At 43.8% G+C, this 25,430-nt stretch carries 25 protein-coding genes; 8 read left to right on the plus strand and 17 right to left on the minus strand.

Annotated features, from left to right (window positions below; all coding sequences use genetic code 11):
* Positions 1-28: 28 nt before the first annotated feature.
* From ACUALS_RS17705 to ACUALS_RS17715, 3 genes are all read left to right on the plus strand, one after another.
* Positions 29-412, plus strand: a complete 384-nt coding sequence (locus ACUALS_RS17705; protein ID WP_454449207.1) for a hypothetical protein — start codon at positions 29-31, stop codon at positions 410-412.
* 325 nt (positions 413-737) lie between these two features.
* Positions 738-1,919 (plus strand): hypothetical protein, encoded by a 1,182-nt coding sequence (locus tag ACUALS_RS17710; RefSeq protein WP_454449206.1) that lies wholly within the window; start codon positions 738-740, stop codon positions 1,917-1,919.
* On the plus strand, positions 1,916-2,863 hold the full coding sequence (locus ACUALS_RS17715) for a hypothetical protein (protein WP_454449205.1): 948 nt from the start codon (positions 1,916-1,918) through the stop codon (positions 2,861-2,863). The genes ACUALS_RS17710 and ACUALS_RS17715 overlap by 4 nt, the downstream gene beginning before the upstream one ends.
* Here ACUALS_RS17715 and ACUALS_RS17720 read toward each other — a convergent pair.
* The 10 genes from ACUALS_RS17720 to ACUALS_RS17765 form a co-directional block, all read right to left on the minus strand.
* Complete coding sequence (locus tag ACUALS_RS17720; RefSeq protein WP_454449204.1) at positions 2,860-3,228, minus strand: regulator; 369 nt, start codon at positions 3,226-3,228, stop codon at positions 2,860-2,862. The two genes, ACUALS_RS17715 and ACUALS_RS17720, sit on opposite strands and share 4 nt — an antisense overlap.
* A 2,011-nt stretch (positions 3,229-5,239) precedes the next feature.
* Positions 5,240-5,392 (minus strand): YoaH family protein, encoded by a 153-nt coding sequence (locus ACUALS_RS17725; RefSeq protein ID WP_005473247.1) that lies wholly within the window; start codon positions 5,390-5,392, stop codon positions 5,240-5,242.
* A gap of 63 nt (positions 5,393-5,455) precedes the next feature.
* On the minus strand, positions 5,456-6,622 hold the full coding sequence (locus tag ACUALS_RS17730) for a conjugal transfer protein TraF (RefSeq protein WP_454450011.1): 1,167 nt from the start codon (positions 6,620-6,622) through the stop codon (positions 5,456-5,458).
* A gap of 60 nt (positions 6,623-6,682) precedes the next feature.
* Positions 6,683-7,558 carry a DUF2861 family protein gene (locus ACUALS_RS17735; protein ID WP_454450012.1) on the minus strand — a complete coding sequence of 292 codons (876 nt, stop codon included), beginning with the start codon at positions 7,556-7,558 and terminating at the stop codon, positions 6,683-6,685.
* The gene (vxrB, locus tag ACUALS_RS17740) at positions 7,558-8,217 is read right to left on the minus strand and encodes a response regulator transcription factor VxrB (RefSeq protein ID WP_038136895.1); all 660 of its coding nucleotides are present in this window, start codon (positions 8,215-8,217) and stop codon (positions 7,558-7,560) included. The genes ACUALS_RS17735 and vxrB overlap by 1 nt, the downstream gene beginning before the upstream one ends.
* The gene (gene vxrA, locus ACUALS_RS17745; RefSeq protein ID WP_454450013.1) at positions 8,192-9,646 is read right to left on the minus strand and encodes a sensor histidine kinase VxrA; all 1,455 of its coding nucleotides are present in this window, start codon (positions 9,644-9,646) and stop codon (positions 8,192-8,194) included. The genes vxrB and vxrA overlap by 26 nt, the downstream gene beginning before the upstream one ends.
* 148 nt (positions 9,647-9,794) lie before the next feature.
* Positions 9,795-11,189, minus strand: a complete 1,395-nt coding sequence (gene pntB, locus ACUALS_RS17750; RefSeq protein ID WP_038136900.1) for a Re/Si-specific NAD(P)(+) transhydrogenase subunit beta — start codon at positions 11,187-11,189, stop codon at positions 9,795-9,797.
* 13 nt (positions 11,190-11,202) lie between these two features.
* The gene (gene pntA, locus ACUALS_RS17755) at positions 11,203-12,753 is read right to left on the minus strand and encodes a Re/Si-specific NAD(P)(+) transhydrogenase subunit alpha (protein WP_005476855.1); all 1,551 of its coding nucleotides are present in this window, start codon (positions 12,751-12,753) and stop codon (positions 11,203-11,205) included.
* A 298-nt stretch (positions 12,754-13,051) separates the two neighbouring features.
* Positions 13,052-13,330 (minus strand): HlyU family transcriptional regulator, encoded by a 279-nt coding sequence (locus tag ACUALS_RS17760; RefSeq protein ID WP_005476869.1) that lies wholly within the window; start codon positions 13,328-13,330, stop codon positions 13,052-13,054.
* A 15-nt stretch (positions 13,331-13,345) separates the two neighbouring features.
* The gene (locus tag ACUALS_RS17765; protein WP_038136909.1) at positions 13,346-13,714 is read right to left on the minus strand and encodes a late competence development ComFB family protein; all 369 of its coding nucleotides are present in this window, start codon (positions 13,712-13,714) and stop codon (positions 13,346-13,348) included.
* A 212-nt stretch (positions 13,715-13,926) separates the two neighbouring features.
* Between ACUALS_RS17765 and ACUALS_RS17770 the strand changes: the two genes are divergently transcribed.
* On the plus strand, positions 13,927-15,162 hold the full coding sequence (locus ACUALS_RS17770) for a GGDEF domain-containing protein (RefSeq protein ID WP_454450014.1): 1,236 nt from the start codon (positions 13,927-13,929) through the stop codon (positions 15,160-15,162).
* An 18-nt stretch (positions 15,163-15,180) separates the two neighbouring features.
* Here the strand turns inward: ACUALS_RS17770 and ACUALS_RS17775 are convergent, their stop codons facing one another.
* Positions 15,181-16,170: a Solitary outer membrane autotransporter beta-barrel domain gene (locus ACUALS_RS17775; RefSeq protein ID WP_454449263.1), complete on the minus strand. Its 990-nt coding sequence runs from the start codon at positions 16,168-16,170 to the stop codon at positions 15,181-15,183.
* 79 nt (positions 16,171-16,249) lie between these two features.
* Positions 16,250-17,182, minus strand: coding sequence for a GGDEF domain-containing response regulator (locus ACUALS_RS17780; protein ID WP_038137375.1), 933 nt, complete (start codon positions 17,180-17,182; stop codon positions 16,250-16,252).
* Between the two features lie 166 nt (positions 17,183-17,348).
* On the opposite strand from ACUALS_RS17780, the gene ACUALS_RS17785 reads away from it, so the two are divergent.
* Entirely contained in the window at positions 17,349-17,786 is a 438-nt protein-coding gene (locus ACUALS_RS17785; protein WP_038187250.1) for a DUF3069 domain-containing protein, read from the plus strand.
* A 30-nt stretch (positions 17,787-17,816) separates the two neighbouring features.
* Here ACUALS_RS17785 and modC read toward each other — a convergent pair whose 3' ends face one another.
* Genes modC through ACUALS_RS17805 form a run of 4 tightly spaced genes read right to left on the minus strand, consistent with a single transcriptional unit; the run spans position 17,817 to position 21,829 of the window.
* Positions 17,817-18,914, minus strand: coding sequence for a molybdenum ABC transporter ATP-binding protein ModC (gene modC / locus ACUALS_RS17790; protein WP_454449264.1), 1,098 nt, complete (start codon positions 18,912-18,914; stop codon positions 17,817-17,819).
* A 1-nt stretch (position 18,915) separates the two neighbouring features.
* Positions 18,916-19,605 (minus strand): molybdate ABC transporter permease subunit, encoded by a 690-nt coding sequence (gene modB, locus ACUALS_RS17795; protein WP_005471222.1) that lies wholly within the window; start codon positions 19,603-19,605, stop codon positions 18,916-18,918.
* 9 nt (positions 19,606-19,614) lie between these two features.
* Positions 19,615-20,361, minus strand: coding sequence for a molybdate ABC transporter substrate-binding protein (modA, locus tag ACUALS_RS17800; protein ID WP_454449265.1), 747 nt, complete (start codon positions 20,359-20,361; stop codon positions 19,615-19,617).
* A gap of 4 nt (positions 20,362-20,365) precedes the next feature.
* Positions 20,366-21,829 (minus strand): cobyric acid synthase, encoded by a 1,464-nt coding sequence (locus ACUALS_RS17805; RefSeq protein ID WP_454449266.1) that lies wholly within the window; start codon positions 21,827-21,829, stop codon positions 20,366-20,368.
* Positions 21,830-21,992: 163 nt separating this feature from the next.
* Between ACUALS_RS17805 and ACUALS_RS17810 the strand changes: the two genes are divergently transcribed.
* A complete protein-coding gene (locus tag ACUALS_RS17810; RefSeq protein ID WP_039481608.1) occupies positions 21,993-22,358 on the plus strand; it encodes a YgiW/YdeI family stress tolerance OB fold protein in 366 nt (121 codons plus the stop codon).
* A gap of 94 nt (positions 22,359-22,452) precedes the next feature.
* Positions 22,453-22,971 carry a hypothetical protein gene (locus ACUALS_RS17815; protein WP_005471192.1) on the plus strand — a complete coding sequence of 173 codons (519 nt, stop codon included), beginning with the start codon at positions 22,453-22,455 and terminating at the stop codon, positions 22,969-22,971.
* A gap of 44 nt (positions 22,972-23,015) precedes the next feature.
* Here ACUALS_RS17815 and cra read toward each other — a convergent pair whose 3' ends face one another.
* Complete coding sequence (cra, locus tag ACUALS_RS17820; protein WP_454449267.1) at positions 23,016-23,996, minus strand: catabolite repressor/activator; 981 nt, start codon at positions 23,994-23,996, stop codon at positions 23,016-23,018.
* 299 nt (positions 23,997-24,295) lie between these two features.
* On the opposite strand from cra, the gene fruB reads away from it, so the two are divergent.
* Positions 24,296-25,429, plus strand: a complete 1,134-nt coding sequence (gene fruB, locus ACUALS_RS17825) for a fused PTS fructose transporter subunit IIA/HPr protein (RefSeq protein WP_454449268.1) — start codon at positions 24,296-24,298, stop codon at positions 25,427-25,429.
* The last annotated feature ends 1 nt before the right edge of the window (position 25,430 follow it).

Here is a 25,430-nt window from a genome sequence, read left to right on the forward strand (position 1 = left end):
GTATATATATACAGTATTGGGTGTGAGTATGATAATACGTTGGACAAAAAGCCAAGTCGGTACTGTTTTGGATGAGAACGGTCACGACTATAAAGGACAGAAATGCAGTGTTGCCTACCTAAAACAAGATGGAACCCAAGGACATAAGCACTTTGGTGGCTTTATTGAAAAAGGCCAATGCGGGAAGCTCCAAAGGGCTAAGCTCGTGGGTTTTACGTCCTATAGCAAAGATGGTGGCCATACTTGGGTTGATTTTGATAAGAATACTTATCTGGTTGGTGTTGTAAGGTGGGACATGCTCTATGTTGTTTTGTATGACGGCGTTCCTCGCTCAATCCCCTATTCCCCTCTAGAGCCCATTCGTTATTACAACAATGTGGTCAACTTGGCTGAGTTCAGAGAGAAACGTTAGCCAGAAAAAGAAAGAGCCAATACATATACGGTATTGGCTCATTAATTCCAGTTTGGCAATCAAGCAAAGGTTGCCCCGTACGATTAAATCAGAAAGGTTTTACCGCACCTCCGGGGCTCAAGATGCCAATCCAAGTTAGCAAGTCCGACCTAGCTGTGGGAAACATCAATAGCCAGTATTAGACCTGTCTCGAAATGACCCACACTGTATCAATTTATTGTTTCCCGATTCTTGCGAGGCACTACGCTCTTTTGCTTTGTGGGCGATGGTTCCAAGGGAGTTCGACCGCCCCGTATAGTAATACGGGGTGAAAGTCTCCAAATCAATGGCAAAAATTAACTTAGTTGCACTTCAATTAGTACAGTATAATCATGGCCAACTGGTTCCATACTTTCGTTTTACATTGGAGAAATTTGTGGCTTTAACAAGTTTTAGCATATCGCTTAATCGAGAGCTGGATGCGGCAGAGTACCTTCAGTTTCTAAGTTATGATTTGAGCAGTGACCCTGAGTTGAGAAATGTTGACTCGGAAACTCGAAAACGTATTCACACTGATTTGGTTTGTCCTTCTTGCGGCGCTGTTGGAGCAATTTTGGTTTCTGGGGCAAGAAATAAAGCTGGAACTAAAAGCCTAAAGCAACCACATTTCAGGTTTTTAGGTGAAGATGGCAAAGAAAGCCATCATGAACTGTGTGACTTACGAGAAGACAAAGCATTTAAGGATCAAACTATCGAAAAACTGTCGTTCTCTCAAAGTCGAAGTGCAGCTACCAAGTTTGTTGGTTCATATGTATCCAAGGCCATTAAAGTCGGTTTAATCAACCGATTAGACATACAAAATTTTCGAAAGTGGCACTTGGAAGTAAAAAGAAAACACATAGTAGATATTTCTTTGGATACTGACAAACTTTCTCATTACAACAAACTACGTTTTCATAGTTCAATAGATTTTTTCCCAAAGCTCGCAGAACTAAAAAGTATAAATTGGAAAATCTATGCAATTCAAAACATCATTAAGAGTGATGTTTCTTTAAAAGAACAAGTGGCTATGCATCAACTTCGGCCACCTCAGAGAAGTGAAGTAGAAAGACTTGCAAAGAAAAACAAAGTGTTGTTTGACGTAAGAGTCTTGCGCGATGAATACATGATGATGTCAAAAGTCAAAACATTTGTAACGCAGCATATTCCATATCAATTTAGGACAAAATACGAACAATCCTTTTTGGATGCTTTTGTTGGCCTTATCCTTTTTGTTAACAACTGGAAATATGAGCCTTCCATATCTCTGTTCATTGACATAATTAACTTGGACTTAGATATGATGGAAAATACGGATAACATCGTAACTATCAACCCATTCAAAGATTATATTAAGTTATTCGCGATCTTAGACTTCAATGATGTACAGGATTCATTGTTAGTAGAAAGTCAGTTTGAACAAGCTGTTGAGCAAGAAGTAAACAACCTCAAGAAAAAATACTTAACATCGGAAGTTTCTGCGAAATGAAATCTATTTTTTTTGTAGTAGCATCATTGCTTTCTTTAGGTTTTTTCGTGACGTATCAACCAGCATTGAGTTCTTGTAATACTGACAGTTTTTCATTTTGCGTTTTATCATATTCAATCCTTAAAATGCCTTCGTGGATTGGTTCTTTTTGCGGTGTTTTTGTCTCAGCAACTTTGGCATATAGATATTCACTCAGAAAACAAGCCTTGGATGACCAAAACAAGCGAAATAGAGAAGATCTGGAGAATGCCACCAAAGCAATAGTCTTACTATCTAAGTGTTTCGGTGATCTAGGGTCTATTAAGTTTGGGTATTGTTCAAGGCTTAGGGGACGCACGGAGTTTACGCGAGGTATGATGTACCCTTATATGATACGTCAAAGTGTTAAGCCTATAAATTTCGACCCAACCACACTCCACTTTTTAATGAAACAAGGCACTACACCAGAACGGTCGCCGAAGAACCCGAATCATATTTACAATATAATTGAAAAATATAACACCATAATATCTATATTTGAAACTCGAAATGAGATGGCACTAAAGGTTAATGAATGTCTAACAAAGGCAGATGTCAACGCCATGTCTGGCAGCATTGCTAGTGTGCATATCCAATTCTTAGAAGAGGAATTTGGGTTTAATAACTTCGTCAACTTCCTTGTTGTTACAGAGCAACAAATAAGAGAAATTGATATCCTTATAGAAGAGTTGTCTTTATTAATGTATGAGCTGCCGATTATTCTAGATGATCATTTCAAGAAAGTTGCTAGCGACAATAAAGATTTTGTCTATAGGCTTCCTTCTTTCGACCCTTTTACCGATTTTAATAAGCCTATTCTAGAACCAATGAATTTATTAAATATCGAACACGAGGTTAATCAGATGGTTAAAAAGCGCCAAAACTCACGGTTAGATTGGCGCCCAGTGGGTTGGATTGTTTATTAGCGTAACAGTCTTGCGATTGCTCTAGCGTATCTGAGTATTTTGATGCTGGTCTTCAATTCGAGTTCCGACCCTATCTCCAATAAACCAATCCCCGCTAAAATTTCTTGCGGTGTGACACTTTTACCAGTGGGAAGCTCGAGCTTTTGGTTGTTCATCCTAAAGCCTTCCCACTCTTCGCGGTAAGACAACTCTAAACGGCATTGATTGCGCATTAGTCTCTTGCACTCTTTAGGTATCTCTTTTCCTTTATCCCAATCTTTGACGGTTCTCACACTTTTAAAACAAAGTTCAGCCGTTTGTTCAATCGATAAGCCGCACTCAAATTCACGAAAAATATAGTTTTTAGTCATTTCGTGATACTTCATGATTAACTCTCTCAAAAGTGAGAGAGTCTACAAATCCATACATACAAATGATACGAATTGCACTTAACATAAGGGCATATAATACGCACTTGGCTATAGCTTCACTAGGGCTGCCAATCCACCGCAAGCCATTGATATTCGCCGTAAACTGCGCGACTCGGCTTCTTACTATAGCCGGCAAGTATGTCGAGCATTGATAACACCATTATTATTCAAATCTTTTTACTTGTTTAAAGATTCTATAAGATTATGTAATGATTGATGTTCAGCTGTGCTCAACCGAATCAGGAAGCTATTTTCCATATGAATTATAATGACCTACCTCACTGTATGATCAACAAGGGCCAATATGGCGACGTTTGGATGCCAACCAAACGGCATTATGCGCTCAAGTTCGTTGGCCTGGCATTATTGATCTTGAGCTTGAGTATAATCGCCCAGATGGTCTCCGATAATGCGCCGTCACTCTTTGCTATGATATTTTCAGGCTGCCTTGTATTGAGTGGAGTTTTGCTCCTCAACATTGAGAGCTACTTTGTATTTTCATTAAACAACAATCAGTTGATGAGGGTCACTCGCATTTTCAGGAGAAGCATGGTCAAAAGATTATTCAAAGATTGCTCCAACCTCAAATGTGATCTGAGTAAAATTGAAACTCAAAACGTTTACCAAATCAAAATGATTAAACACAAGTGGCATTTCGATTCTTTGGATGAAGCGTTGAGTTTGTGCTCATATCTATCGTTGAAACATAATGTACGCGTTATGGAAACTATATCGAAGCCTCCCTCAGAAACGATGTTTTGTGAGGATACGTTAAGACGTAAACTCAGCGGGCAGCACAAGAATCCGAGGTTTGTAGAGATTTGGGATAAGATTTCATTTGCTAAAGTCACTATTCCTTTCTTTGTATTTACATTGTTAGCTGGAGTGATGAAACTATGATTTTGACTGAAGAATCAAAAGATCTTTACATTTATCGGCAGACGGGATTAGCAAGAGCAATGACTACATCACTTGGCCTATTTATATTGATTATTGGCTTGATGAATGTCTATTTTTCTGACGGTTCGAGAGCGCTCCCCATTTGGGTCACTGGTTTCTTATGCTGGCTAGGTTGGCTTGGAACCTTTGGCCGGTACGTTTGTGAGTTTGACTTGAAATCGCATGAAGTTAGGCTGAAAGCTTCTTGTTTATACTCGGTTTTTTTTCGCCGCTACAAGCTAAATAATGTCAAGTATTTCCGCTTAACCCATAGAAAAACTTTTTCCCGCCAATACACAGTATATATGGTGCTCAATGACGAAACGTACATTGCTGTATGTACTAGTAGTTCTCAAGGACATGCCGTAGAAATGTGTAACGCTATATCCGATTTTCTGGGTAAACCAGTGCAGATAGACTTACTTTAATTTTCACGTTATCCAGTTCCCGCCAGGTATCGTTCACAATGAAAGAGCTGATACAGGCTCCTTGATTATTAACTTCTCTCATTCCTTTGTTACGCAACTAACCCATCGTCCCTTCTTTTGGTACTGCGGTGTTACATTGTCACGCCTTTGTTCGCCGATAAATCTTAAATAAGTAACTGCAAAATAAAGCTAACCAGGCTGCATCAGGAAATGTTGCGCATTAGTCTAGTTTATAGTGATACCAATTACATTGTAACCCCACAGAATAATACTCTCCGTAGAAGTGAGCGCTTGCTGCTAGGTAGTACAGGGCTGTAATTAAATTACACCTTAAAGTTTTTCAATTAATCCCGCAGTAGATAATGCTAATGCAAGTTATTAATTTAATAAAGAAAACATCAAATGAAGTTAAATGTGGACATTGCACACAGGTAATTGCAGTTGCGTGGTTTAGCTGCATAGATATTCATTTAGTAGTTGTGTCATCGCAAAGAGAGAGCGAGCGAGGTTTTGTATTCGGTTATAGTGTGGTAGTTGGATGAGAATGAAGGCTAGTTGATAAGTACCCTGCCCTGATGACCGGGTACTATTTGATGGGATTATGAGTTCTGTTTTTTCGCTTGTTCGCGGATTTGTTCTGCAACAACTTTGATTGCTTGAGCGGTGCTCATTCCTTCTGACATTAGCTTTTGAATCTTTTCAACAGCTTCTTGTTGTTCGGCGTGGCTGAGAGGAGGTAAATCATCAAACATAAAAAAGGCTCCTGGTTTATTAGGAGCCGACTATATTATGTTTCTGCGGTTTACACCAGATGTCTAATAGCTTGTCAGGAAGTTGATGTACGCGCCCATTGAGTTCTCATTGGTGTAGCTTGCACCAATATCCATCTGGAAAAGGTTTAAAGGTGAAATGCCAATACCTGCGGTGATTGTGTCATCTAGGTTATCGTAAGCTAAGTTACGTTTCCAACCTGCCCTTAGTTTGAGCTGGCGTAAGATATCGATCTCGCCGCCTACACGGAGCATTTGAGTGTTATCGTCGAAGTTTGTATAACGCTCTTCTTCGTTTAAGTCGTAGTCAACACTAATAGTCGCGTAATCTGCTACTAGGCCAAAACCAACCGTATAAAGTGGTCGCATCTGATAGGAGTAAGAAAGCGTTGGGTTAGTAGGAATCGCAGAAACGACCGTTTTCGTCTCAATATCACGGCTGATTAAGTTACTTGCTGATATCCCTGCACGAATTGGCCCATAAAACCACACAAAGCCAGCGTCGAAGTTCAGCATTGTTTCGCCAGTATCGTTATCTCGTGTGTCTGCTAGACTGTAGTCTGATAGGCTAGCTTCATATACATAAGTATAAATGCGTTGCAGTTTTGGTGTTACACCAAATGCAATGTGTTGGCCGAGAAACGTTTGGTATTTAGCGAGAGATAAACCGACTTCAGTCACACCAATCGATACAGCGTTGACTGTACTATTTTGTGCGTTTTCCAGTGTTGCTAAATTAGGGTCAGGGTTTGTACTTGCAGTTGAAATGACAGGGTTTACAAAAGATTCGTAGTAAGCTTTACCATACAAATTTGCTGCTATAAATCTGTTTGGAATCGCAAAAGCAACGACACCGCCGATCTCTGCTTTGAGTTGATCGCCTTCCATGTTATCGAGAACTGTTTGTAATTCACTCGCTCTAGTAGGGTCTGCAGACGCGATAATCTCTGATGCAGAGTCTAGATCGTCAACTAATTGGTTCTGATCGTCATAAAGCAAACCGAAGCTCGGAGTAATCATCCCAATATCGTCATTGCGTCGATAGATAGCGGTAAGCGCTGGATTATAGAAAGGCGCAGTTAAAAAGTTCGCGGACACGACACCTACTCCACCCATCGCATCGCCTCGGGCTTCGATTGCGTAGTTGGCAGACCATGCTGTGGTGCTTGCAAGCGCCAATGATAATGGCAGCAGTTTTATTGTATTTTTCATATCGATATATACAGTTATTGTCCCTTAAGGCTATATCGACATATTGTGGGATATCTTTAATTATTCATCTAGTGAAACATCATATGTTTTACTGATTATTTGGGATTGTTCTACAATTATGGGTCCTTGCCAGCGAGCGTGATTCATTGAGACGGCTAAAACATACCTTCCTGGTTCAATCACGTTCTGATTGAGTTCATTTGGGTAGTCAGACTCATAGCTTTGGCTCCACACGCGATTGTACTTACCATCAATGAAATCATAGAGCGATGCTTCAAGCTTAGGCAACGGACAATGTGGGTTTAAAAGCGCATTTTTCTCTACTTTCCACTGGTCTTTTGATTGCCAGCGCACTGATACTTTTGCTTTTGGATCACCTAATACTAACCATGAGCTCCAAGAGCTTTGATCTGCCGCAGTGACATCGATACGGTATAACCCCATTTGCATCCGGCTATTTAAGTTATAGCGTTTTACATATTTTGTGACATTGTCACTCAAAGCCACTGTATTCAAGGAGCTATCTGTAGAAAGGTTGCGAGTAACCCACTTGCTAAGTGTGATATCTTTGATGGTTTTGTCAGCTTCGACTTCAATGATTGCGCGATAGGCATCGCGACCAGGGCTTTGGATGTCCGATCTTATCACTACGACACTGTTAAGCCAGTTGGGGAACGGTTTAGTGTCTAGGCTTTTTCCGCAGTCAACTTCAAGAGATTGCAAAAACAGAGCGTTTAGGTGCGGGGCGATAGATTGGTTTTTATCGAGCTGCCAGACCTCTACTAACGATGAAAACATCGCAGGTAAGTCACCGTTTAATAAGTGTTTGTGCGCTTGAGTGAGAGGCGTATTACTTTCAAACCACGGGACGTCGTCTTTGGCAAATGTCGGTGCACTCAATAGGAGCGCACCGATAATTGGATAAACTTTTTTCATCAAGCTTTCATTTTGTAGCCAACACCACGCAATGTTTCAATTTCAAGGCCTGGTAGTTTTTGGCGAAGTTGTAATACATGGGTATCGACGGTGCGAGTGGTTGGGAAATGGTTATAACCCCAAACATGATCCAATAGTTCGTCACGCGTAAACACACGACCAAGATTGCTGGCCAAAAATAGCAACAAATCAAATTCTGTACGCGTGAGCGTGATCGATTCTTCCTTATAGACGACTTCTCGTGTCGCTTTATCAATGACCAAGTGCTCGGTTTTGACTTTGGAATCATCTTGGCTTTCATTTTCAGGGCTGCGTAGTTGAGCACGAATTCGAGCAAATAACTCCGCTTCAGCGAAAGGTTTCGTCAAGTAATCGTTAGCCCCTGCATCTAAACCCGTCACTTTATCCTTCACTGTTACCAGCGCAGTTAACAAAATAACGGGAACTTCTTTGATGTTTTTCCATTCAGGTAAATGCTGAACAGAGTCGCCATCGGGCAGTTGTCTGTCAAGAATAACGAGATCAGCTTTATCCCAGTATTGCGCGACGTCGGCAATAGTTTCGGAGTGAAAGCACTCGTATCCCGCTTGTTCTAGGCTTACTAACAAGCCATCTGCTAAGTTTTTGTCGTCTTCAACGAGAAGCAGTGTCTGTTTCACAAGGTATCTCCAAAATAAACGTTGTTGGTGGACCTATCAGGGTCATTTTACCCCCCATTCTATCCACCATAGATTCAACGATAGTTAAACCTAAACCAAGACCACTTTTGCTCACGAAAGGCTTGCGTAAGTGACGCCAATCTTTCTTACTAAGTTGGCCTTGATCTATAACTTTTACCATGAGCGTTTTTTCACCAGTGAGCACCTCTAGAGTCACTGGAGCCACGCCATACTTCACCGCATTACGTATCAAGTTATCGATACATGTGCCTAGCCAATATACATTGAGCTTGGCGGCAACGTCCTGATTGATGGTGAACTCGACGTTGCCATTAAATTCTTCTTCTACTTTGTACTCTAACCACTCTTGGACAGATGGTACCCAATCTGTTGCGAGTGGTTTGTTATCTGACTGCAAATAGTCTTTACTCGCCTCTGCGAGTTGCCTTAGTCGTCGAGAATCTTCACACAATCTGCGAAACTCATCGTAAAGTGATTCAGGAAGCTTCTCAAACTCACGCCTAAATCCTTCAACGGTCAAAGATAAGCTGGCAATTGGAGTTCGGAGTTCATGCGTCAAGATTTGAAGTATCAACATTCGGCTCTTCATTTCCTGTCGTTTCGTGTTCCACCGATACACTGACCAACCGAGGACCAATAAAATATTTGCGATCACTAGGGCGACCATGCTGATGCGCAAAATGTCGGAATGATCCTCAACGCTCCAACATAGATTACCGCGTTGCACAAAACAGCTTGTGGATGAGCTTCTCAGATCGAAAGATAGCCCTGCACTATTAATGTGCTGTTTCCAAATTTTTTCTGGGAATACTAAATAGCTATCGTTTTGACGCAACCAAAGCTCGTTTTGTTCCAAAAACATGCTGGCACCAGCGATTAATGAGAGCATCGTCTCTTCATTCATGCTTTGTAAGCGACCGAGTAAAGAGTTAACGGGTGCCGCTGGGCGCTCTTTGATATGCATGTATTGCTGCAATGCTTCCTGTTTGTCAGGATGAACTTCGACATAGCGACTTGCGTAAGTGCCACCTCCTGGGTGGATAAGCGTACTTCTCGCGAACCATTTAGCGCTTAGTGTATTGCCTTTACACATCGCTCTCGTGAACACCAATGGCTCTGTGATCAAAGGGCTTAAAGGCAGCTTACCGGTACATTTTTTGGCAAGCGCGTACAATCGTTGAATATCACGTAAAGGGTACACAGAAGTCTGCGGAAGCATCGACTCTGGAGTTAGCAAGCGAGTGGGATAATCAGATTGGAGGTTGCGAATATCATAAGACTCGATTGCCTGTGACTCGTCAAATAGGTCAACGAACTTGTCGATCCTTTCTGGCAGTGAATCCGCATAGGCGGCACTCGCGCTAAAGCCAACGAAGAATAAGGCGGTTTTTAGTACAGTCTTAATCAATGCAAAAGTTCGCTAAATCAGTGGTTTAGGTAAAGAGTAAAACATTATGACAAAATTATAAATCCGAATTGTGATATCTGTGTCAATAATGTTAGCGCCAAAATGAAAGAAGCCAGCAATGGCTGGCTTCTTTTACTAAACGAACATGTTACAGAGCTTTCGAAATCGCGTCCACACTATCTTTCGCATCACCAAATAGCATTTGAGTGTTTTCTTTAAAGAACAGTGGGTTTTGAACACCTGCATAGCCTGTATTCATTGAACGTTTGAATACGATGACATTCTGAGCGTTCCAAACTTCAAGCACTGGCATGCCAGCGATTGGGCTATTTGGATCTTCAAGTGCCGCTGGGTTAACCGTATCATTCGCACCAATAACAAGAACGGTATCAGTGTCGCTGAAGTCATCATTGATTTCATCCATTTCTAGAACGATGTCATAAGGCACTTTGGCTTCAGCTAGAAGTACGTTCATGTGTCCTGGCAGACGACCGGCTACAGGGTGAATACCAAAACGAACTTCAACACCTTGAGCTCTCAGTTTTTCAGTAATTTCGTGTACTGGGTACTGAGCCTGTGCAACGGCCATACCATATCCAGGAGTAATGATCACTGACTTTGAGTTCTTAAGCATTTCGGCAACCTCTTCCGCTGATGTTTCGCGGTGCTCGCCCTGCTCTACATCCTCAGAAATGACGACTTCTTGACCGAAGCCACCAGCAATCACGCTTACAAACGAACGGTTCATCGCTTTACACATGATGTACGATAGGATCGCTCCTGACGAACCAACCAAAGCACCCGTCACAATCAGAAGATCGTTTGCTAGCATAAAGCCGGCTGCTGCTGCTGCCCAACCAGAATAAGAGTTCAGCATAGAGACTACCACTGGCATGTCAGCACCACCGATAGATGCCACCAAATGGTAACCAAACGCAAAAGCAATCAACGTCATCACGATTAGAGCGAACATGCTGCCATCGGCTTTAACGAAGTAGATCATTAGCAATGTCGAGATAACAATCGCCGCCAAGTTCAGCTTGTGTTTGTGCGGTAGATTGAGTGGAGACGATGAAATAACGCCACGAAGCTTACCAAACGCAACCACTGAACCTGTGAAGGTCACAGCACCGATGAACACACCTAGGAACACTTCTACCATGTGAATAACATGCGCGGCATGTGCTTCTTGTGCGTTGATCGCTTCCATTACAGGCGGTTCGATGTAGCTGTTGTAGCCCACCAGAACCGCTGCCATACCAACAAAGCTGTGAAGAATTGCCACCAATTCTGGCATTTCAGTCATTTCTACTTTTTTGGCGTAGTGAATACCAATGCCACCACCGATCACCATAGCAACGATAATCCAAGCCAAACCTTGCGAGTCTGGACCAAAGATCGTTGCGATCAATGCGATCGTCATACCTGCGATGCCGTAATAGTTACCCGCTTTCGCAGATTCCTGCTTCGACAGACCAGCAAGGCTCAAAATAAAGAATAATGCAGCAACAATATAAGCTGCTTGTACTAATCCTGCAGACATTCCTTGTTACTCCTTAGTCTTTACGGAACATTTCAAGCATACGCTTGGTCACGGTGAAGCCGCCGAATATGTTGATACTTGCGATCAACACTGCGATAAACGCCAAGAACGACACTGCTCCATTTCCTTGTCCGATTTGAAGCAAAGCACCGACGACGATGATACCTGAGATCGCGTTGGTTACTGACATCAAAGGCGTATGCAGTGCGTGTGTAACGTTCCAAACCACGTAATAACCAACAACACATGCCAATACGAATACCGTGAAGTGAGACAAGAACGCAGCAGGAGCAACGGAAGCGATCCATGCAAAAGCACCAAGACCAACCACTAAACCTGCGATTTTCTTAACTGGTGAAGTGGGTTCTTCGACTTTTGGCTCAGGCTTCGTTGCTGGCTGAGACGCTTTTTGCTCTGGCTGAGCTGAAACCTGAATTGGTGGCGCAGGCCAAGTGACTTCGCCCTCTTTGACTACTGTCACACCACGTAAAACGACGTCTTCGAAATTGATATCGATATTGCCATCTTTTTCTTTGCACAGTAGCTTGAGAAGGTTGACTAAGTTCGTTGAGTACAGTTGTGACGATTGCGTCGGTAATCGACCGACCATGTCTGTGTAACCTACGACTTTAACACCGTTTGCTGTTGTGATGACTTGGTCTGCAACTGTGTATTCGCAGTTACCGCCATTGGCCGCAGCTAGGTCGACAATCACACTGCCCGCTTTCATGCTATCAACCATCTCTTTGGTGATGAGTTTCGGAGCAGGTCTGCCTGGGATCAGGGCCGTAGTGACAATGATGTCGACGTCTTTCGCTTGCGCTGCATAAAGTTCTGCGGCTTTTTTGTTGAACTCGTCTGACATTTCTTTGGCGTAGCCATCGCCGGCACCTGAATCTTCTTTGAAATCGACTTCAAGGAACTCAGCACCCATCGACTGGACTTGCTCTTTTACCTCTGGTCGAACGTCAAATGCTCGAACAATTGCACCTAAGCTTCCCGCCGCACCAATTGCCGCTAAGCCAGCAACACCCGCGCCCGCAACAAGTACTTTTGCTGGTGGTACTTTACCTGCAGCAGTGATTTGACCGGTAAAGAAGCGACCAAATTCATGCGCTGCTTCGACGACTGCGCGATAACCCGCAATATTCGCCATAGAAGAGAGTGCATCAAGAGATTGCGCTCTTGAGATACGTGGCACTGCATCCATCGCCAGCACATTGATGTTTTTGCTTGATAGCTTTTCCATTAACTCAGGGTTTTGAGCTGGCCAGATAAAGCTAACTAACGTTGCACCTTCTTTAAGCAGAGCGATTTCATCATTTTGCTCATCAGACAGTGGTGCATTTACTTTTAAGATCAGGTCTGATTGCCAAACTTGCTCTTTACTGACGATTGTCGCGCCCGCACTTTCAAATGCAGAGTCGTCAAAACTCGCCAGTTCCCCCGCTCCAGATTCGATAGCTACATCGAACCCCAATTTTAATAACTGCTCAACCGACTTTGGCGAAGCAGCCACTCGCGTTTCTCCCGCGAGTATTTCTCTTGGCACACCAATTTGCATTAGCTATTCCTTGACTATTCGCAACGATATTGTTTTCTTTTTATCCAACCCATTTATACACGCGAAACAACTTGCACCCTATGGACAAATTCTCATTACATATAACCGTTGGTAATGAACCATCATGCTTTTAGATTCTTTTTTTACAACCCCTTATGGCAGTGCACAGAGGTCGAACCAGTTGCATGAAATGGGCGTTAAAACAATAGATTAAATTAACTCACAAAACAAAAAGAGCCATCAGCATAACGGCTAATGGCTCTTAAATTTATGATGTTTGTCAACTTGGAATGCTAAATCAATGAAAAATACTGTCGCCCATTTGATCGATAAACATCTGCGCTTTCTTGAGCATAAACTCATCAGCATCAGATTGGCTGGGTAATACATCCGAACGGATAAAGCGATGTGTTTTGACCTCACCATCAATATCCTTGGTAATTCGACCGGCTATGCGAAACTGGCCGTTTTCTGATATCGCCTCTTGGTAGATAAGAAATCCTTTATACTCGATCGGCTCTACTTGTGCGGGTTGATCAGGTTTCTTTCCACCGAATAAGCGCGAGAATAGTCCCACAGATGTCTCCTTGTTTTACTTGTTTTCTTTGCTAAGGATGGGCTTTTCGAACCACTCTAGTTCGATGTCGTCATCGAAGTTTGGTTTGCTGAAGATAACTGGCACGTCATCATCACGATTTTTCCTTCTGTCGTCAATGACCATGGTTTTGGCTGCGATAACGGCATTGAGGGCATACTCTTTCAATGTTACCAGCCTTTCTTCTGGCAGTGCTGATAGAAAATCAATGTCATGTCTTATGTAGACGGGTCTGAGCTGACTCAATGCTAAACACGCGAGATCCGCCAGTTGTTCATGACTAAAGTGCTCACTGTACTCGGGTTGTGCAAGAACTTGACCGACTAAGGTCTCCATATAATTGTGAACATCCACACTAATTTGCATAAACCGTAACTCCTATTAACGTCCTGTTATTGGTTGAGTGTTTTATGTGTGAGCCAAACTTAGTACATCGTTGACTAATAGACTTTGGTTATTATTCACGCATACAGACAATTTTCATCTATTAGTTTAGTAAAAAGCTTGGAAATTCATCAAATCAAAGTATTCTAAGTGAGTATATTAACCTTTTAATTAGTAGTCTTAGGCTCAACTTAATGTCATTTTCTATCGTCAGTAGTCATTGGTTTCGTTTGCTGCTTCCATTGATGCTACTGGCGTTTATCTACTTTGGACTAGATTCTGCAATCGGTTTTACTCAATCTAACTTGGGGATACTGAGTAATCTGCCTTACGTGTTATTTCTTTGTTGTTTTGCCCTATCACACGCGTTTAAGCAGAGTCGAATTGCGATGTGTTCTGTTGCGATGATCGGAGCCTATTGGTTTATCCAAAATCGACTGCAATCGCCTCTTTCCTCAGGCACAACCATCTTAGAACTTTCGTTACTTGCATTTATACTCCCCGTTGCACTCGCGTTAGTATTCAGCCACAAAAATAACGTACTCTTTTCCAAGTCATTTTTGGTTTATCTCGTTACTCTTGCATTGCTCGTCGGCTGGTGTTACCTGATTCTAGACCATTTCTCGAAAGGCGGGTTCGATAATATCAACAATACCTTCCTTTTTGTCGTGTCGAATGTCTCAAAAATTCCTTTTATATTAGTCGTTTACTCTTTGGCTATTGTATTGACCTTCGCAATATGTGTTGCCAGTTTAAATCGAATTATTGACGCGGTTATCTACTCCTCAGCTCTGCTCGCGTCGGTAACTTTTGTCTATTTTCATGTCCCATATATTTCGAGCATGATGTTTTCATTGTCGGGCGTGATATTACTGATATACCTGCTTTCTGCCAGTTATGAACTCGCATTCAAAGATTTGCTCACAGACATTCCAGGGCGATTGGCCTTAGAAACTGATCTGAAATATCTAGGCAGAAAATACACCATTGCCATGATTGACATTGACCACTTTAAAGCGTTCAACGATACCTACGGGCATGATACGGGAGACGATGTGCTTCGCTTGGTCGCAAGCAAAATGAAGCATGTGGGCGGAGGCGCTCGGATTTATCGTTACGGTGGTGAAGAGTTTACCGTGTTGTTTAAGGGAAAATGGGCGGACCAAGCGCGGGATCATCTCGAAATCTTGCGCGCTAGTATTGAATCTTATGAAATGGTCTTGAGAGATCAAGATACTCGCCCTAAAGACCATAAAGCGGGACAAAAGAAGCGTAAAGGCTCTAAAAATGGTGATGTCGTCACAATCACTATTAGTATCGGTGTTTGCGATAGCCGAGAAACGCCAGAGGTTAAAGCCGTTATGAAGTGTGCTGACGATGCGCTATATCGAGCGAAAAAATCAGGACGCAATCAAGTGTGTTTGAATTAACAGCAATGAGTGAACGATTCACTCAACCTGATTGAAGAAAAAGACGATGCTTCCCCCTCTAAGCGCACTTCCATAGTTGAGGTTGAGCCCTATCCCAACATTATCAATAAGCTCAGTGTGGAAAGGCGGTGTCATTAACCACCCCAAAGACGCTTCATAATAGTGTGGCGTTGCCAATGGTTTACTTGTGTCTCCGCCTATTTCAATTCTTCTTAAGCTCGCATAGACAGATTGAACACTATCACCGAGTTGACTGACGTTGTAATACACATCTGCACCATTTGCCATGTACCACCCTTCAGGGTGTCCGACGACACCGTGGTTTGCTTCGCCCCAACCGTAGCCATAGAAATAGTGAAATGTTGAAGAAAAGTTCCAACTGCCCCATTCGGTAGTTTGGTGATACTTCGCTTTCACATGTGGTTCGTAGCTCACGGCCCATGCGCTAGTGTTAAATAGCACGCCATCTAACTGAGGTTTAACGAACTCCTCTGATAGGTCGCTCCGATAATCATGACTATTGCGAAAGTACTGTAGGTGTAAGCCAAACCCTGGGGTGAGTGTCCAATAATCATTCAGCTTGTATTGATAGCGGTAGGCGACGAATCCGCCAACAACATATTCATCATTCACATCTTTAATGTCTACCGACGGAACCTCGAAATCCTGCTCAGAACGTATCGCTGATAGGCGTGTAAAGAGCAGATGTTTACCCGTTTCATTATCACCTGCGAGATCAAATGTGTAAGGGAGCGTAGTCGCGGCAATCTGTTGGCGAAGCTGAACGGATTCTTCTGAGCCTATGTCCTCGTTTTGTATGTTAAACCAATCGTTTGGGTCGAAGTCATGTATACCGAGTGTAAACACGTCACTATCGGTAAGAACGATGGACGTTGCAAAGGCTTGTTCCAGATAGTTTCGCAACGCATCGACCTGTTTGGCATTGGTGGACATCGTCGGTATGAGGGAGCAGACTAAGGCAGTGTATGTTAAGCGCTGAGATTTCATGTTAGGTAAGTTGCGCAACGACAGAAAAATTTTGAGCTAAATTAACCATCTTCATTGCATTGCGCAAGCGAGAAAACCGTTAATTGGCCAATTTAAAGCAATTTCGACCTGCTTGTTTGGCTTTGTATAACGCAGTGTCAACCTTTTGATACAAAGACTCGACATTTTCTTTGCCTGAGGGCTGCAGGTGAAGTAGACCTTGTGACACTGTCACAAGTGGGGCGGCGTCGCTAAAATCATGGATTATATTCAATGCTTTGAGTTTGTTTTGTATTCGCTCTGCGTCTTTACACAATTTATCTTTGTCGGTGTGACTGAGCAAGACCACAAACTCTTCCCCACCATAACGGCCAACAACTTCACCACTACGTACAAACAGTTCAGACAAGGCATTGGCAATCGAAACTAAGCACTTATCACCTTGGATATGACCGTAGTTGTCGTTGTAAAGTTTGAAATTGTCGACATCGAGTAAAATAATCCCGAGTGGAAGTGAGTGCCTTCCGTGAATGGCGATCATCTCTTCAAGTTTTTCATCAATAAAGCGGCGATTCTTGACCTTGGTTAGTCCGTCTTCTTGCGCAAGCTTGGCAAGCTCTTCATTGGCTTTAGCAAGAGCGACAGATTTTTGCTTTAGTTCACGTCGCATGAACGCGATACGCTGCATGGCAATGAGCTTTGAGTTCAGCACAACTTTGTCTACGGGTTTAATGAGATAATCATCCCCACCCGCTTCTATCGCTTTGGCGATCATTGTTGGCTCATCATGACTACTCAAAAAGATAATCGGCACCCAATCTGGATGGCGCTGTCGGATTTTTTCCGATAGTTCAAAACCATTCATGTTAGGCATGGAAACATCAAGCAGCACAAGCTCTGGTTCGAAGCTGGGGTATATCTCAAGAGCCTGGGTTCCAGAGCTTGCCATCTCGACCGTGTGACCGAGTTGCTTTAATCGAATGGCTAATTGCATTCTTTCCATTTGAACGTCGTCAACGAGAAGAATTTTCATTGACGATCCAGAGGCTTGGATCATTCTATCAGTCACTATCCATATTTCGCGTAGGGAATATCCAAATCATACGTCACCTCATTGAATTGAGCCAACTATGGTTGACTTTTATCGACAGTTTTTTACGATAGCGCCGTCACATACACACTTTTAAGAGAAAATTATAATGTCTGACGTTAATCAAACAGAGCAACAAACTGTCGATCTTGCCACGGTTTCTGCAGAACTTCGCCAAGTAATTGAATTTGATGAAGTACCAGAAGCTATGCACTACATGGTAACGTCAATCCACGAAGTATCGGAAGATGCGGTAAGAGAAGCATGGAATGAGCTTCCAAAGAGTGCACAAAACGTTCTTGATAATTTTGAGCAGTTTCACGCACTGATTTCTGTGAGTCAGGCGTTCGCAGGTCTAAATGTCATGGAAGAGTTCCCAACTCTGAACCTACCGGAAGGGATGACTGAAGAACAAAAAGAAGAGTACCGAGCTCAGTTGCTTGATCAAGTTCTACACAACTGCGTTAAAGATATGGTTAAGCAAATTAAAAAAGCGCGTCGCGACCCTATTTTGAAGCGTGACTTTACGGATGTATTCGCTAAGTAATACGAAAAACGCCGCTCAACGCGGCGTTTTTTATGCGACAACAACGTCTTTTTGAGTCACGCTCACCCCTTTGATTTGCACATAGACGGGCATTCCTGGCTTCAATCCCAAGTCATCCCTTGCCCATGCAGTGATTGTTGCCACCAATCGGCACTCCGGCGCTAATTTCACGCTCACCGACACACTTTGCTTATCACCGTACTGCAAAGTCTCTATCGATTCAATCGTTGCGCTAATAATGTTCCTGATTGAAGTCTTGGTAGGCTTTTCTAACACTAAGGACACATCGTTTGATCTTACTTGCAGTCGCACGCTGTCACCGACGTGACCATCAATTTTTTGTACCCAAAGATTAACTTCAGGAGCAAGTTGAACACGTGAAAGTGCGTAGTCATGATTATGCTCAGCAATAACAGCCTGAAACAGCGAACTTTGCTCTGAAAAAGACTGCCACGGTGTCATTGCCTGCGACGCCCAAACCTGCTCTAACGTGCCGCTCGCTGCCACTTTACCTTGTTCAATGACCACCATATTCTCTGCAAGCCTAAGGACTTCATTTAGGCTATGAGATACATACAATATTGGTACGTCGACCGTGTTCGAAAGCTGCTCTAGAAACGGCAACACCTCGCGCTTTCGTGGAAGATCTAAGGAAGCCAATGGTTCATCCATCAATAATAAATCGGGTTTAGAGAGTAACGCTCTACCGATAGCCACCCGCTGCCTCTCTCCCCCAGAAAGCTGATTGGGTAAACGGTCAAGTAACGGCGTTAACGCAAGCAAAGATACGACCGATTGAAAATAGTCATCGTCTGGGACTTTACAGCCGTATTTCAGATTACCTTTCACACTAAAATGCGGAAACAGCCTAGCCTCTTGAAAAACGTAACCGATATTGCGTCGATGAGTGGAAACGTTCAATTGTCGAGTTGAATCGTAAAGCACGTTGCCATTGATGGAGATATGGCCACTGCTGGGTTGAGCGAGTCCAGCAACAACATTGATCAGCGATGTTTTCCCCGCTCCCGAGCGACCGAAAACGGCAGTGATCCCCTTTGCGGGCAGCCTGAGGTCGATGTCAAAGTGTTGTTCGCCCAGCGTTTGTTTATATTGAATTAATATCGTCATACTAACGTCCACCTAAACGCTTAGAGCTAAAGCGCGCCAAGGCCTCTGAAGCAATCATTGATGCCAACGCAATCACGATGGAAATGACACACAAACGCATCGCTTCCATTTCTGATCCCGGCGTTTCAATGAAACTGTACATCGCAAGAGGGATTGTTTGCGTTTCTCCAGGAATATTGGAGACAAAGCTTATGGTCGCACCAAACTCCCCTAGGCTTCTCGCAAAGGAAAGCATCGTACCAGTGATGATGCCCGGCACTGTTAATGGCAATGTAATGGTAAAAAACACCTTTAAAGGAGACGCGCCAAGCGTTGCTGCTGCTTGTTCAAGTTTAGTATCAACATTTTCCAGACTAAGACGCACTGAACGTACCATTAGTGGCAATGAAACAACAAGACAAGCAACGACCGCGCCTTTCCAACTGAATGAGAACGAGACACCTAGCGCGTTATAGAGCCACTGACCCAATACGCCTTGACGCCCTAACGTGATTAACAGCAAGTAGCCAATAACAACCGGAGGTAGAACAAGGGGAAGATGGATAAAACTATCGACTAGGCTCTTGCCAACAAACTGTTTTTTGGCCAGAACCCAAGCGAAAAAAATACCGATAGGGATTAACCAAAGCACAGAGTACATGGCAACTTTTAAGCTAAGCATCAATGCTTCAAGTTCGTAATCAGATAGCACGCGCTGCTCCTATTGAAATCCATGTTTGTGCAAAATGGCTTTGGCGTCTTCGCTTTTTAAGTAACGAAGAAACTCAGTGGATTGGAGCGTGCTACGCAACTCTATTGCGGGGTAGCTAATCGGGCTATGTAACGATGGGTCAAAGGTTGCGATTGATGTTACACCGTCACTAGAAAGCGCATCGGTATGATAGACGATACCAAGTAGTGCCTCTTGCCTTTCAACGAGCGTCAGCGCGATACGGACATTGCTTGTTGGAGCCAGGTGCCCTTTTAGGAACTCCCATTGACCTAAGTTTTCCAATGCCTGTTTTGCATAGATGCCTGCTGGGACAGCGTTGGTTTGACCAATAGCAAGGCGACTATTCCCGAGTGCGTTTCGCCAAGATTGCGTATCGCCAACCTCTAAGTGAGTGGATGAGCCCTTTGGAGCGATGACCACCAGACGATTGCTTGCAATACTTGTGACGGCGTCACTGTTTAAGCTGTTGGTTTTAACGACGTAATCCATCCATTTGTCGTTAGCGGAGATAAACACATCGCCAGGTGCCCCATTGACCAATTGACGGGCGAGCGACGAGCTGCCTCCCAAAATTAGGGTTACGTCTATATCATTATTTTTTTCAAATTGTTCGGCGATTTGTGTCAGTGCACTGGTCATGGACGACGCCGCATAGACTCTTAGCTTATCCGCTGCGTTTGCGCTGATACTGAAAATTGCCAATATGGCCACAGTGATGGTCGGTATAAAGTTCATGCGATTAAAAGCCCATTGTTGGCCATAGAGTATTTAAGTCGAGGTGCTCTTCAACCGCATCTGCAATTCGATTGATGGCGTTCTCTTGGTTTTGTTTGTGATCGACGGTTTTTACTTCTCCGATCCCCATCCATTTGGTGATGAGTGGAATCACTTCAGGTTGGTCAAACAACCCATGAAGATAAGACCCAAAGACTTGATTGCATTCGCTGATCGCTCCGTCTGCTACGCCATTCGTGAACGTGACGGGAGAATGCGTGTTCGAGGTTGTTACTCCAGCATGAATTTCGTATCCGGAAACAGGAACTGTCGCACCATTTAACGTCAGTGTGCCCTGCATGTTGGTTAGTGTTTTGTTTTTTGCCAGTTCAGTAGAGACTGGTAAGTACCCGAGTCCGGCCGATGTGCCTGGTTCACTTTCGATACCGTGAGGGTCACTGATACTTTCACCTAGCATTTGATAGCCGCCACAGACACCTATCACCTTGCCACCATAGCGAAGGTGGCGTTTTATATCCGTGTCCCAACCTTGTTGACGCAGAAATTCTAAATCAGCACGCACCGCTTTTGAGCCGGGTAAAATGATCAGATCGCAGTTACTAAGTGAATGACCCGGACCAACAAAGTTGACGTTAACATCTGGATGACTGCGGAGTACATCAAAGTCAGTATGGTTGCTAATGCGAGGCAGCACAGGAATCGCAACATTGAGTTTTGCGTGTTCACCTTTCACTTGTTCAGGGTTGATGGCATCTTCCGCCTCAAGATCAAAACCATGCAGATAAGGTAAAACGCCGAGTACAGGCTTACCTGTTTTTTCTTCCAACCACTTTAATCCCGGCTCTAAAAGAGAGAGGTCACCACGAAAGCGATTGATAACAAATCCGATAACGCGTTTTTGCTCCGATTCTGATAACAGCGCCAACGTTCCGTAAAGATGAGCAAATACGCCGCCTTTATCAATATCAGCGATAATGATCACAGGGGTGTCGGCACACTCGGCAAATCCCATGTTCGCGATATCATTTTCTCTGAGGTTCACTTCGGCTGGGCTACCTGCACCTTCAATAACTACGGTTTCAAAGTGAGATTGCAATCGTTCAAAAGACTCAAGCACATAAGGAAGCGCGAACTGCTTGTAGCTTTGATAACCTATGGCATTCATATCTGCGACAGCTTTGCCTTGAATGATGACTTGAGCGCCAGTATCGGTACAAGGTTTTAATAATACAGGGTTCATATCAACATGAGGTGAGATGCCTGCAGCAATGGCTTGAACATACTGAGCTCGCCCTATTTCGCCGCCGTCTGCCGTAACAGCACTGTTTAAGGCCATATTCTGAGGCTTGAATGGGGCGACCTTCACTCCACGTCGTGCCAGTACGCGGCATAAAGCTGCCACTAGTACACTTTTGCCTGCATCGGAGGTTGTGCCCTGCACCATAAGTGCTCTGTTGGTCGACTGCATAATGTTGTTGATGATAATTATCTGATTTAAACCGTGATAATAGCGGTTTTAGAACCTAATACTCAATAATGAATCGAATATGAATGCTGCACTCAGCATCAGTTCAACCGAGTTTGTGTTTAATTACGCTATGCACCAACCATATCGAGGATTAAGCATGAAAATTAAATCACCCCTAATTGCACTTACCGCTGTTGCCTTCATTGTTCCGAGCATGGCATTTGCTCATGGCGACAAAGATCAAACATCTATCAACTATGCAGGACCTGTAGAGACGGTTTCTTTGGATACCCTATTGGCACAGAAATCGTTCCGAGACAAAGAGGTTGTGGTCGAAGGTTTTCTTATTCGTCAGGTAAGTAAAGATGAGTTTGTGTTCAGTGATGGTCAGTCAGAGATGACGATCGAGCTCGATGACGACGTTCGGTTGAATGAATCAATCAATGAAACGACAAAGGTCCGTTTATTTGGTGAATACGAAGGTGGTAAACACCCAGAAATTGAAGTAGAACACATTCAAATTTTGTAAAAGTGTTTCATTATCCGACAATTACGTTAGTATTTGGCGTGTATATTGCTTGCAGATTGCAGAGTCAAAAAATTGATGTAAGTCGGAGACTGCTTTGAAAAAGTTTATCATCGCGAGCGCTATTGCATGTGCTGGCCTAACCGGAGTGGCACAAGCCAATAACTTTAATTACACCTACGGAGAGTTACGTACGTCAATTGGACCAGAGAGCACTGGTCTGGAAGTCAGTACGTTTCTTACTGAGAACTCTCACTTAATCGCTCGCGTTGATTCACAGTTTGAGGGCGATTACGACGTCGCAGGCGGCGTTGGCTTTAATGGCCCTATCTCTCAGTTTGCTGATATTTACGGTCAACTCTTGATTCACTATGTCGATTTTCCTGATGATTCAAGTCGAGATAACCGCTCACAAACAGAAATGAATATCGGTACGCGAATCTGGTTAACCGATCAAATTGAAGCGACTGCGAGACTGGGTCGTAACGGCAGCGCTTCAGTTTTTCACGCGGGGGTTCGTTTCCATTCTACAGAACAGCTCTCGCTATCTGCGGAAACTCGCAACAACGGCTTGTACGGACCGCAAGTGACCATGTCGGTCCGCTTCCAACTATAAGCACTCAATTTTGAATGCACCCAGCCTCGGCTGGGTTTTACTATTTACCCTCTGACAACAATCTTTCTCGGTATCAACTCAATGCCTGATTGGTAGCGTTTTGATGCCGCGTTCAAGGCCAATGCCATTGCGCTGTCAGCGATTAACTCAAACTGCTGCGGCAAAGAGTTGATTTTCACAGGTAGGAAATCAAGCAGTCTGTTGTCACCAAATGTGGCAATTTTTAGTTTTCCAACTAGTTCTGGACACTCTAATAGGACATCAAGTACGCCTTCTAAAAGCGTGTATGACGTTGTAATCAACGCATCTGGCAGATCATCATTAGCTATCCATTGTTCCAGGACGCGCTTACCGCTGTCACGATTGAAGTGCTCTCCATAGCCAACCGTAGTGCTAATACCCTGTTGTTTTGCAGCCGATAAAAATCCCAGTTCGCGTTCTCGCGATACGTTTAGCTCGGGTAGAGCACCTATTAAACCCACGTTGGTTACACCGTCACTAAGAACGGATTGAGTGAGTTCAAAGGACGCACCAAAATCTTCACTGATCACACAAGAAAAGTGTTCGTCATCTAATGGGCGGTCAAGCGCAATCACTGGTGTGCCCTTGTTCTGAAGTTCAAGGTAGAACTCACTTGCTTCTGGAATAACACTCGCCACAAACAATGCATCCACTTTCCGGCTTACCAGTGCTTGGACAACATTTTTTTCCGTCGCCGCGTCATCATCCGAACAGCCAATAAGGATTTGGTAGCCTGCCGATCGAGAGTTTTGTTCGAGCAGCTTGGCAAGGCGGGCGTAACTGGTGTTTTCAAGGTCTGGGATGATCAAGCCAAAGGAGCGGCTGTGCCCTGCTCTAAGTGTCGATGCCGCGAGATCAGGACGGTAGTTGTGCTCATTTACGACATCCATTACTTTGCGCTGTGTTTTTTCACTAATGCGATATTTTTGTGCCTTCCCGTTAATAACGTAACTTGCCGTAGTCTTGGAAACGCCAGCTAATTTGGCGACTTCATCCAGTGTCATATACTCAACCTTGTTCTGTGCGCGGGATCATAATACTACATCAAAGATCCATAGTTTGGTTGAAGTATATGCTGAACCGATTCAGTATAAAAGCTGAAAGGATTCAGCAGAATTAGAAAATTGATGAACATCACTGTTTGTTATGAATTGTTTCCCTTGAGTATCGCTCGAATAACTAATTCTCCTGAGTTCTTTTAAATTTAGATTTTTGCTGAATCGATTCAGTTGATATCAGCACTATGTATAACCGGTGCTTGTAGACTTAAACAAGTTAGCCAATGTAAAGCTGGAGAAGCCCCATGCTTAAGCTGGATACAAACAACATTTCATTATCGCAACACGCATCCAACAAATTGGATGCCATTAGAAACATCGCGCAAAGCCTCACTTCGTCGGGTCTAGTTGAGCAAGGTTATGTTGACGGGATGCTGACGCGTGAAGAGCAAAACTCAACCTTTCTAGGCAATGGTATTGCGATTCCCCACGGAACAACAACGACGCGTGATATGGTCAAAACGACCGGAGTCGCCGTTCACCACTTTCCCCAAGGTGTCGACTGGGGAGATGGAAACACCGTTTTCGTTGCGATTGGTATTGCGGCAAAGTCAGATGAACACTTAGGTATTTTAAAGCAACTGACGAAAGTTTTGGGCGCAGATGGCGTTGAGCAGCGCTTGCGTGACGCTAAAAATGAGCAAGAAATTATCGCTCTGCTTAACGGCGATGTACAACTTAGCGCCGATTTTGATGCCTCACTTATCCAACTCAACTTCCCCGCAAGCGATATGGTGCAAATGAGCGCTGTCGCGGGTGGTTTGATTAAAAATACTGGAAGCGCAGGTCCTGAGTTTGTCGCTGATCTAGTCACAAAAGCCCCAACCCACCTAGGTCAAGGTTTATGGCTAGTCGGCAGCAACAAGCACGTTTCTCGAACTGCCGTTTCGATGGTCTCCACCGCAAATGCTTGCCAATATGAAGGTCAAGACGTTCGTGCATTGATTGCTTTTGCGGCTTGCAATAACGCACATCAACCCATTCTGAATACGTTAAGCGGTCTCGTGTTCAATAACGAACAACAGGCGCTACTTAATGCAACTACCGAGCAGATCCTAGCCCTATTGACAGGGGAAGATAGTCTGCCTAAATCTGAGAGCAGCGGCCATAGCGCGGTGTTTAAAATTAAGAATGCGCATGGTTTGCATGCTCGCCCAGGCGCCATGCTTGTTGCTGAAGCGAAAAAGTTTGAGTCCAACATTCGCGTTTCTAACCTTGATGGTGACAGAAAAGAGGTGAACGCCAAAAGTCTCATGAAGGTCATCGCCCTTGGCGTTAAGCATGGTCATCAGTTGCAATTTTCTGCAGAAGGCCCGGATGCGTCACTCGCCCTAGAGTCGATTGGCAAAGCCATTGCTTCTGGCCTTGGTGAAGGTTAAG

The organism is Vibrio sp. NH-7 (assembly GCF_053643215.1).

Excerpts from the sequence above, each read along its gene's own strand:
- ACUALS_RS17705 (WP_454449207.1), top strand. The coding sequence starts at position 29 with ATGATAATACGTTGGACAAAAAGCCAAGTCGGTACTGTTTTGGATGAG.
- ACUALS_RS17785 (WP_038187250.1), top strand. The coding sequence starts at position 17,349 with ATGTCTGACGTTAATCAAACAGAGCAACAAACTGTCGATCTTGCCACG.
- ACUALS_RS17765 (WP_038136909.1), bottom strand. The coding sequence starts at position 13,714 with ATGCAAATTAGTGTGGATGTTCACAATTATATGGAGACCTTAGTCGGT.
- fruB (WP_454449268.1), top strand. The coding sequence starts at position 24,296 with ATGCTTAAGCTGGATACAAACAACATTTCATTATCGCAACACGCATCC.
- ACUALS_RS17805 (WP_454449266.1), bottom strand. The coding sequence starts at position 21,829 with ATGCAGTCGACCAACAGAGCACTTATGGTGCAGGGCACAACCTCCGAT.
- modA (WP_454449265.1), bottom strand. The coding sequence starts at position 20,361 with ATGAACTTTATACCGACCATCACTGTGGCCATATTGGCAATTTTCAGT.
- pntA (WP_005476855.1), bottom strand. The coding sequence starts at position 12,753 with ATGCAAATTGGTGTGCCAAGAGAAATACTCGCGGGAGAAACGCGAGTG.
- ACUALS_RS17730 (WP_454450011.1), bottom strand. The coding sequence starts at position 6,622 with ATGAAAAATACAATAAAACTGCTGCCATTATCATTGGCGCTTGCAAGC.
- cra (WP_454449267.1), bottom strand. The coding sequence starts at position 23,996 with ATGACACTGGATGAAGTCGCCAAATTAGCTGGCGTTTCCAAGACTACG.
- ACUALS_RS17735 (WP_454450012.1), bottom strand. The coding sequence starts at position 7,558 with ATGAAAAAAGTTTATCCAATTATCGGTGCGCTCCTATTGAGTGCACCG.
- ACUALS_RS17715 (WP_454449205.1), top strand. The coding sequence starts at position 1,916 with ATGAAATCTATTTTTTTTGTAGTAGCATCATTGCTTTCTTTAGGTTTT.
- pntB (WP_038136900.1), bottom strand. The coding sequence starts at position 11,189 with ATGTCTGCAGGATTAGTACAAGCAGCTTATATTGTTGCTGCATTATTC.
- ACUALS_RS17725 (WP_005473247.1), bottom strand. The coding sequence starts at position 5,392 with ATGTTTGATGATTTACCTCCTCTCAGCCACGCCGAACAACAAGAAGCT.
- ACUALS_RS17720 (WP_454449204.1), bottom strand. The coding sequence starts at position 3,228 with ATGAAGTATCACGAAATGACTAAAAACTATATTTTTCGTGAATTTGAG.
- ACUALS_RS17780 (WP_038137375.1), bottom strand. The coding sequence starts at position 17,182 with ATGAAAATTCTTCTCGTTGACGACGTTCAAATGGAAAGAATGCAATTA.
- ACUALS_RS17770 (WP_454450014.1), top strand. The coding sequence starts at position 13,927 with ATGTCATTTTCTATCGTCAGTAGTCATTGGTTTCGTTTGCTGCTTCCA.
- ACUALS_RS17775 (WP_454449263.1), bottom strand. The coding sequence starts at position 16,170 with ATGAAATCTCAGCGCTTAACATACACTGCCTTAGTCTGCTCCCTCATA.
- modC (WP_454449264.1), bottom strand. The coding sequence starts at position 18,914 with ATGACGATATTAATTCAATATAAACAAACGCTGGGCGAACAACACTTT.
- ACUALS_RS17710 (WP_454449206.1), top strand. The coding sequence starts at position 738 with ATGGCAAAAATTAACTTAGTTGCACTTCAATTAGTACAGTATAATCAT.